The 9,055-nt window shown below is 51.4% G+C and carries 6 protein-coding genes; 3 read left to right on the top strand and 3 right to left on the bottom strand.

Annotated features, from left to right (window positions below):
• On the bottom strand, window positions 1–650 hold a 650-nt coding region (locus tag ACO6V1_RS20835; RefSeq protein WP_422468326.1), incomplete at its 3' end, for a hypothetical protein.
• Between the two features lie 363 nt (window positions 651–1,013).
• Here ACO6V1_RS20835 and ACO6V1_RS20830 point away from each other — a divergent pair.
• Entirely contained in the window at window positions 1,014–2,375 is a 1,362-nt protein-coding gene (locus ACO6V1_RS20830) for a hypothetical protein (RefSeq protein WP_422446619.1), read from the top strand.
• A 119-nt stretch (window positions 2,376–2,494) separates the two neighbouring features.
• Here the strand turns inward: ACO6V1_RS20830 and leuS are convergent, their stop codons facing one another.
• The gene (gene leuS / locus ACO6V1_RS20825; RefSeq protein WP_422468327.1) at window positions 2,495–5,137 is read right to left on the bottom strand and encodes a leucine--tRNA ligase; all 2,643 of its coding nucleotides are present in this window, start codon (window positions 5,135–5,137) and stop codon (window positions 2,495–2,497) included.
• A gap of 273 nt (window positions 5,138–5,410) precedes the next feature.
• Between leuS and ACO6V1_RS20820 the strand changes: the two genes are divergently transcribed.
• Window positions 5,411–7,072 carry a putative transporter gene (locus ACO6V1_RS20820; RefSeq protein ID WP_422446617.1) on the top strand — a complete coding sequence of 554 codons (1,662 nt, stop codon included), beginning with the start codon at window positions 5,411–5,413 and terminating at the stop codon, window positions 7,070–7,072.
• 110 nt (window positions 7,073–7,182) lie between these two features.
• Window positions 7,183–7,698 (top strand): hypothetical protein, encoded by a 516-nt coding sequence (locus ACO6V1_RS20815; RefSeq protein WP_422446615.1) that lies wholly within the window; start codon window positions 7,183–7,185, stop codon window positions 7,696–7,698.
• 39 nt (window positions 7,699–7,737) lie between these two features.
• Here ACO6V1_RS20815 and ACO6V1_RS20810 read toward each other — a convergent pair.
• Window positions 7,738–9,055, bottom strand: a 1,318-nt coding sequence (locus ACO6V1_RS20810; protein ID WP_422468324.1) for a cation:proton antiporter, incomplete at its 5' end; no start/stop codon positions are given.

Raw genomic sequence — 9,055 nt, 5'->3', positions numbered from 1 at the left:
TACTCAGCCGTTGAAACACCAGAGCGTTGAGCGCAGAACCTGACTTTCCGGCTTATATACCCATCATCCTGATACCAGAAAGAAAGTTGCTTCAGTCCCGCAGTTTCGGTTTTGAATGCTGCCCGGTCAAGATGGCTCAGGTTATCGATGGACAGGCCCAACGTAGTAAATCCCAACCCCTGAATTTCGCTTTCAATGGTAAGGTCAAGCGTTTGGTTGAAGTCATGGAATTGATATCGGAGTCCGAGATTGACTAAATTGGCAGAGGTATAACCCATTGATTCAAGCTGTGCAGGGCCAAAGAGACGCTGGTCATGACAAGCTCCGGCAAGGCTGTTTAATGACTCATTCCTTTTGGAAAAATGGGCTTCCAGGTGAGGGTGGTCCAGAAAAAATAAGTTCATGCCCTGCAGCTCTACAGTCAGGGATTGCGGTATCAGAGAGTAATCACCGGTTAAGGCTGGCTGGTACAGTCCATAAAGCTCTGGAAAGCGCAGGGATATTCGCTGTATTTCCAGTCTGGGCTGCTGGCCGGATGGTAGATCCATCGTTGCATTGTGCAGCTTGATAGTGCCGCTCAGGCCTATATCAATTTTCTCATAGCTGACACGGGCATAAGGAGAGAGGCTGGCGACCCATTGATTTACCATCAAGGTGATTTTACTGGATAAAAAGTACCTGATTCCCGGCAAAATAACGGCTGCCAGAATTGTGACAAGCGTAAGTCCTTTTAACAAGCGAAGCACTTCATCACTCTGAATTATCCATAAAATCTTATATGGTCAGGAATTTTGCCAGCAATTCACAAGGGAAGCCAGAGTCCTCTTTGATAGGTTCAGCTCCCGTTTGGCGGATGGACTTTACTGATTGTTGTCAGGTTCCGGGAGGCTGGCCGCCCCACCATGCCGGAACTTATCCGGATTTTCAGTGTCATACTTCTAAAGGAACAAATAATAATTAACTCAATATGATGGCAGAGTGCATTCTTTGCTTCAGGCTAAGCAGGAGGCCCCATGGCAGAAGCTGTATCCATGCAATTAGCGGCATCCATGCCGCCGGATTTGCCCAATTCCGCCCAAACAGCCAATGTCAGCTGCACTGAACTGACCAAAGAAAAGAATCTGTATGTTACCGATGCTATGGGTAACTCCAGGCAGGTGCGGCTGGTGGAGCGTTGGGAGCTGCGGACTGTTCAAAACAGGATTTTTGCCAGGCCATTAGGAAGTGAGTTAAGAACGGTTATTGAGAGGAACGTTACAAGCCGGTGCCCGCAGACACCATCTTCGCTGACAGCGCCGCCTTTTATGCCAGTTGCGGTTTCACAGCCAGCTTTTATCAGCAATGCGGCCTCGGGTAACAGGTTATTGACTGCCTGGACGGCCTTACCCGACAGGTCGATTGCCTCTCTCTTTACCACACCACCTGCACTGCATGTTGTGGTCTGTGGACCTGACCTGACTGAAAGCCCGTCAGCGCAAATGATCATTGAGGTGATTACAAAAGTAGCACAACTGATTGCCCTGTTAACGGGGGGCAGTGTTCAGATCATTGATGGCGGACAGGGGGAGCCTGAGGATCACGCAGCGTCCCAGGGGGGCAGGGTGCCCTTGTCTCAACGACATTCAATCAGTGAACTGTTAGGTAACCTTATTAACAATCTCATGTTGCAGGGGCGTCCGGAAGATATTCAGAAAGCGATGGAGTTATCCAGATTGGCGGAGAAGCTGTCGCTGGCTTTAAAAGATGCTAACTCAGTGACAGACTCTGCTTTATTGCAAGAAGTTGACTCTCTTTTAAATCAGTACGCCACCAAAGCTGGTATTGCTGGTGAAATTGCCCCTGAAAAAGGACTTGCCCTTGTTAACCGGCAATACCTCTCGGAGTTATTAAAGCCGGGGGTAGCTAATGGGCTTGGCTGCGGGGTGGAGCATGATGGATTATCTGCACCAGCAAAGTCCGGGGTGCATAATGGGCATGGCGAGAACAGGCTGAAAAACGGGGAAGGGCCTGTTTCCCCGGGGAGCAAGAGCGCAAATGAAGCTGTTCGCCCTGAGTCAGGTAACAAGGTCGGCACCAGTATCAATATCGGTGTCAATAACAGTGCAACCCCTATCAGTTCCGCGCAGGCAATGGGTTCGTTAAACCAGTTGCTTGCTTCAATGGGGTTGGCCAATATCGCAGCACAACCACCACTGGCTGTGGAAAGTGGTCAAAAGCAGCCGCCTCCCATTATTTTACCTAATCTAACTCCAAATCCTTTGAATCGGTCTGATAGGAAAAGGAAAAGCAGGAAAGAACGTGAAGAAGAGGAAGAAAAAGAAAGGGAAGGGTCACCCTTTTTATTCGATGATGAGCCTTTTGATGATGACGAATAAAGGAAATAGCCTGCCCGGGAAAAACAAACTCTTGCCCTGACTTCCCATTTTTAGGGCGAAAAATAAAGGGGCGTTTGCCCCTTTATGATTTTTCCGGAAGGATGTCCGCTACCTTGCGATTAATTGGCAACAATATTCACCAGTTTACCGGGAACCACAATCACCTTGCGGACTGTCAGGCCATCGGTAAACTTGCTGACGTTTTCATGCTCCAGGGCCAGCTTCTCAATGGCGTCTTTATCCAAGCCTGCCGGTACTTCCAGTTTTGCCCGCACCTTACCATTGACCTGAACCACCAGGGTGATGGCCTCTTTCTTCAGCGCTTCCTCGTCAGCTACCGGCCATGAAGCATCCAGCACCGGCTCAGAGTGACCCAAAGCCTGCCAGATGCGGTGCATGGCATGAGGTGCGATCGGTGCCAGCATCAGCGTGGTAGCCTCAATGGCTTCGCGCATGACGGCGCGGTCCTGACTTTGTGCATGGCTCACCTGGAACTTGCTGATGGCGTTGTTCAACTCCATGATCGCGGCAATGGCGGTATTGAAGGTCAGGCGGCGCTCACAGTCATCAGAAACCTTATTGATGGTTTCATGCACTTTACGGCGCAGATCCTTTTGCTCTTTGGTCAGAGCGTTCAGATCAAGAGCAGCCACAGCACCACCGGCAATATGCTCTGCGGCCTGCTTCCAGAAGCGACGCAGGAAACGGTTGGCACCTTCTACAGCGCTTTCAGACCACTCCAGGGTTTGCTCCGGTGGCGCAGCGAACATGGTGTAGAGACGGATCGTGTCGGCACCGTACTGATCAATCAGGTCCTGCGGGTCGATACCGTTGTTTTTCGATTTGGACATCTTGCTCATGCCCGCATGTTCAACCACTTCACCGGTTGCTTTCAGGGTAGCCTTAACCAGACGTCCTTTGTCGTCAAACTCGCTGTCGACATCGGTCGGGGCAAGCCACTGTTTGACGCCTTTTTCATCAAGCTTGTAGAAGGTGTCAGCCAGTACCATGCCCTGACAGAGCAGGCGCTTGAACGGCTCATCGCTGTCGACCAGGCCGGCATCACGCAGCAGCTTGTGATAGAAACGGGAGTAGAGCAGGTGCATCACCGCATGTTCAATACCACCAATGTACTGATCCACCGGCAGCCAGTAGTTAGCCTGCTCAGGGTTCAGCATTTGGTCATCAGACTGTGGTGAGCAGTAGCGGGCGTAGTACCAGCTGGACTCCATGAAGGTATCAAAGGTATCAGTCTCACGGGTGGCAGGCTGGCCGTTGTGGGTGGTTTTTGCCCACTCGGGATCGGCTTTGATGGGTGACTGAACCCCGTCCATTTCCACGTCTTCTGGCAGCAGCACCGGCAGATCTTCCAGAGGAACAGGAACTTCAGTACCGTCTTCTAGGAAGCGCATCGGAATTGGTGCCCCCCAGTAACGCTGACGGCTGACACCCCAATCGCGCAGGCGATAGTTCACCTGACGCTCACCTTTGCCTTCTGCAATCAGGCGGTCGGCGATGGCATTGAATGCCTCTTCTGAACTCAGGCCGTCAAACTCACCGGAGTTCACCAGCTTACCCTTGTCCGTAAAAGCCGCTGCGCCAAGGTCAATAGCTTCGCCATTGACAGGCTCGATGACCTGTTCGATGGGCAGGCCAAAACGGGTGGCAAACTCGTAGTCCCGCTGGTCATGGCCGGGAACGGCCATCACTGCACCGGTACCGTAACCCATCAGTACAAAGTTGGCCGCCCATACGGGTACTTCACGACCCGTGATTGGGTGAATGGCCCGGATGCCGGTATCGACACCGACCTTTTCCATGGTGGCCATTTCGGCTTCAGTCACGGCATTGGATTTGCAGTCATGGATGAAGGTGGCAAGGGCAGGGTTATTGGCCGCTGCCGCTTTGGCCAATGGGTGCTCTGAGGCAATGCCTACGTAGGTCACGCCCATCAGGGTATCTGGTCGGGTGGTGTAAACCTTGAACTCCTCTGGGGCGCTCTCACCCGCAGCAGCGCCAGGCCCATTGGCAACCTTGAAGGTCATCTGTACGCCTTCGGAGCGGCCAATCCAGTTGCGCTGCATGGCCTTGACCTGCTCTGGCCAGTGCTCGAGTTTATCGAGGTCGGCCAGCAGTTCATCGGCGTAGGCTGTGATTTTAACGAACCACTGGGGCAGTTCTTTGCGTTCTACGACCGTATCACAACGCCAGCAGCGGCCATCTTCAACCTGCTCGTTGGCCAGTACGGTGGCGTCGTTTGGACACCAGTTAACGGTGGCCATTTTTTTGTATACCAGACCTTTTTCGTAGAGCTGGGTGAAGAACCACTGCTCCCACTTGTAGTAATCCGGCTTACAGGTTGCCAGCTCACGGTTCCAGTCATAGCCGAAACCCAGGCGCTTGAGCTGGCCTTTCATGTAATCAATGTTTTCGTAGGTCCAGGGGGCTGGTGCCGTCTTGTTTTTGATGGCGGCATTTTCGGCAGGCAGACCAAAGGCATCCCAGCCCATAGGCTGCAGGACATTCTTGCCGCGCATACGCTGGTAGCGTGAAATCACATCACCAATGGTGTAGTTACGAACGTGCCCCATGTGCAGTCGGCCACTGGGGTAGGGGAACATGGAGAGGCAGTAGTACTTTTCTTTGCCCTTCTCTTGTGAAGAGCCTTCTGAAGTGCCTTCGGTGACAGCAAAGCTGTCATTGTCTTCCCAGAATTTCTGGGCTTCGCTCTCAATCTGATGCGGTTGGTAATGCTCTTCCATCATCGCTCAACGGGCTTAATGTAAAGGATCGCTTTGATGCTTTCCTGAAAGCAGTCCGGTGAGGAAAGCTTTGTGGAAAACCAATCAAAGAGTCAGGGAAACTAATAACCCGCAAGGATACAACACTGCCTGCGCAACTGCACTTTTCCTGATGATTTATCCACACAGATTGTCTCGTATTGATCTATATCATCCGGCCTGACTGTCAGTGTTTGGTAAGGTGGCGATCCTTTTTTAATCTTCATCATTCATTCTCACTTTCTGGAAAACATAATGAGCGATATCGCGATATCCATATCGATCCTGTCGCTGGTGGCCGTGCTGGGCCTGTGGATAGGTAACTGGCGCATCCGTGGCGTCGGTATGGGCATAGGTGGCGTGCTGTTCGGGGGTATTCTGGTGGGGCACTTTGTCTATCAGATGGATATCCATCTGGACAGCCACACACTGGAGTACATCAAGGAGTTTGGCCTGATTCTGTTTGTTTACACCATCGGGATTCAGGTGGGGCCGGGCTTCTTTTCATCGCTGAAAAGCCGCGGTCTGAAACTGAATGCCTTTGCCGCAGGGCTGGTACTGCTGGGCGGGGTGGTGGCCACCGTGCTTCATCTGATGTTTGATGTTCCCCTGCCCGTTGTCCTGGGGGTTTATTCGGGCGCTGTGACGAATACGCCTTCTCTGGCGGCGGGTACCGGCATTCTGGCCGAGCTGGGAATGCCAGAGAGCATGCTGGCACTGCCAGGTTCTGCTTATGCGGTGGCTTACCCGTTCGGTATTTGTGGCATTCTGCTGAGCATGTGGTTTATCCGGCGACTGTTCAAAATAGACGTTAACGAGGAAGCGGAAGCCTTTGAGAAAGTGTCCGGTACCGGAAAGGAAAGTCTGTATACCATCAATGTGGCCATTCGAAACCCGAATATTGATGGTCTGGCGCTTCAGGATGTTCCGGGGCTGAATGACGGCGAGCTGGTCTGTTCCCGACTGAAGCGGGGGGAAGAACTGGTTGTCCCCAAAGGCAATACATCAGTGGCGATGGGGGATATTCTCCACCTGGTTGGCAGTCGGCAGAAATTGCAGAATGCCCGCCTTATTCTCGGCGAAGAGGTGCACGCGTCCCTGACCACCAAGGGGACGGAGCTCAGAACTTCCCGGGTGGTGGTAACCAATGAGAAGGTGCTGGGTAAAAAGCTGATCGACCTGAAATTCAAACAGCGTTATGACGTGGTGGTTTCCCGCCTGAACCGCTCCGGTGTGGAGCTGGTGCCCAACCGGGACGCGACGTTGCAGTTTGGTGATATTCTCAACCTGGTTGGTCGCCCTGAGTCGATTGATGCGGTGGCCAATCAGGTGGGCAATGCCCAGCAGAAGCTGCAACAGGTTCAGATGATGCCGGTGTTTATTGGTATTGGTTTGGGGATTCTGCTGGGCTCTGTGCCCCTGACGATCCCGGGCCTGCCAGCGGCGCTCAAGCTGGGGCTGGCCGGTGGACCACTGCTGGTGGCGTTGATTCTTGGCCGAATAGGCAGTATTGGTCGTTTATATTGGTTTATGCCGCCCAGTGCCAACCTGGCGTTGCGGGAGATTGGTATTGTTCTGTTTCTGGCTGTGGTTGGTTTAAAGTCCGGGGAAAACTTTGTGGATATCCTGGTGCATGGGGATGGTTTGCAATGGATGCTCTACGGCGCAGTGATCACCCTGATGCCGTTGCTGGTGATCGGTATTACCAGCCGTATGTTTGGTGGGCTTAACTATTTGAGCCTCTGTGGCCTGCTGGCAGGTTCCATGACGGACCCGCCTGCGCTGGCCTTTGCCAACAGTCTGCATGAAAAGTCCGGAGCGGCGGCACTGTCCTACGCAACGGTTTATCCGCTGGTGATGTGTTTGAGAATTTTGTCGCCGCAGATACTGGCAGTGTTGCTGTGGGGGCTGATGTAAGGAACTGTCCTGAGGGTTGGAACTAAACAGCGCTGGTAATGGTCAAAGCCGTCTTAGTACCAGAAAACATAACCGATTGTTGTTTCAGAGGATCTAGAGGAACTCAGATTATGCCTGGCGTTTTACAGTCCTTTTCAGTGATCACACCCTCAGGTCAACAGGTAGATGTTGCCTTTAGCAATGATTCATCGCAGATATCCGCACTGAGAAGCCTGGAATGCATTCAATGCAGGAATATCACCTACAACGGCAGGAAAATTGATGGTTGTCATCATACGATCTGCCAACCTTGCATAGATAATAACGATTCATTAGCAATAGGTGAGCATAATTGCGATGGTATTGTCGTTACCGGCAAAACATTAACCAGCTACAGTATAGAAACGAGGATGTTTCTGGATAACCTGATTGTTCTCTGCCCCTTTAGCAATTGTAACCAGAAAGCCCTGCTGTCAGATGTTGATCAACACATCAGAGACCACCCGGCTGTTGATCAACACATCGAAGACCAGATAAACCCCGCTAATGGTTCGCTCAGTGAGGCTCAAATTGCTAATGATCCGGGTGAATTGTCTCCGAACTCCCGGTCGTTTGAACATGAAGGTATATTCTTTTTTGTTATTTAATCCAATGCCTCTTTGTGGCATTAAAAACTCAGCAGAGTTTCAATCACTTCTTAACTCATTGCTGGGGGATATCGGTGTTGGCAGTCTGAATACCACCAGGTACGTAGAAACTATAAAGGTCAGAATTGCCGCCCCTTCGATCAGTAATGCGGTCTCCTGCTGGATTCTTCCTGCCGTCATGGCTCCGTAGGCCAGGAGTAGTGAGAATTCACTGCTCTGCCCCAAACGTAACCCCATTTCTGCCGCATTATCGTGTCGTTCGCCTGCCAGATGCTTCAGCAGATATTTAAACAGTATGGGCTTGGCAATTAATACGATCGTTGACGTCAATAGAATAGCCATCAGCAGATGGCTTTTCAGCATCGGTTCAAACTGGGCTCCAACCGAAAAGAAAAACAGAATCAGAAAGAACTCCCTCAACGGTTTCAAACCCTCGGCAATAATCAGTGAGATTGGCGATGTAGCAATACTGACTCCGGCAATAAAAGCCCCGATCTCATGGGACAGACCAAAAGACTCCGCCAGTTGAGCTGCTGTCAGGCACCAGCCCAGAGACACCAGAAAAATATACTCAGAGATAATGTCAAAACGCCCCATTAGCGGTAGCAGGACGTATCGGACAAAACACCAGGCCCCCAGGGCAAATGCACAGGTTTTCAACGGCAGTAATAGCGCTTCGATATGGGCCCCACCGTTGCTGCTGTAAAGAATCAGAATGGTCAGAATGGCCAGAATATCTTCAAACAGCAGAATACTGATCATCACTTCACCGGTTCTCTTATGGTGCAGTGTTGTGGTAGGGATCAGCTTTAAACTGAGTACGGTACTGGAAAAGGCAAGAGACAGGCCAGCGATCAACGCTTCTGTCAATGAAAAATCAAAGAGCAGGGCAAGAGTGGCACAGATCATGGCACCAACAACGCTCAGGCAGAGAAAGGTTACCAGCGCCGTTTGTTTTAACTGTTTGAGCAGGTTTCTGGGGTGCAGGTGTAACCCCAGCAGAAACATCAACAGAATAATCCCCATGGTGGAGATCGCTTCAATATGTCCATCATCCATGACCACATTCAGACCCTGGGGACCAATCAGCATACCAAGGCCTATATAAGCGAGAATAATGGGTTGTTTCAGCCAGACAAACAGGGTGCCCAGTAACGATGCACCACCAAAGATGACTGCCATTTCCAGAACAAGATGCTCAAACGGTCCTTGCACAGCGTAAACCTTATCGTTAAAACTATGGGACTGTTCAGGATAGTTGATCAAACGGGTTGGGATTGTCCGATTTTCAATGAGCGTGTCACAATAACGTGCCGTCACTAAAGTTTTCCCTTTCCGGCCTGTGGGGCTAGGAGCC

Origin of the sequence: Endozoicomonas sp. ALC013 (assembly GCF_049310205.1) — a bacterium.
GTDB lineage: Bacteria > Pseudomonadota > Gammaproteobacteria > Pseudomonadales > Endozoicomonadaceae > Endozoicomonas.
This window is presented reverse-complemented; position numbering and strand designations above follow the sequence as displayed.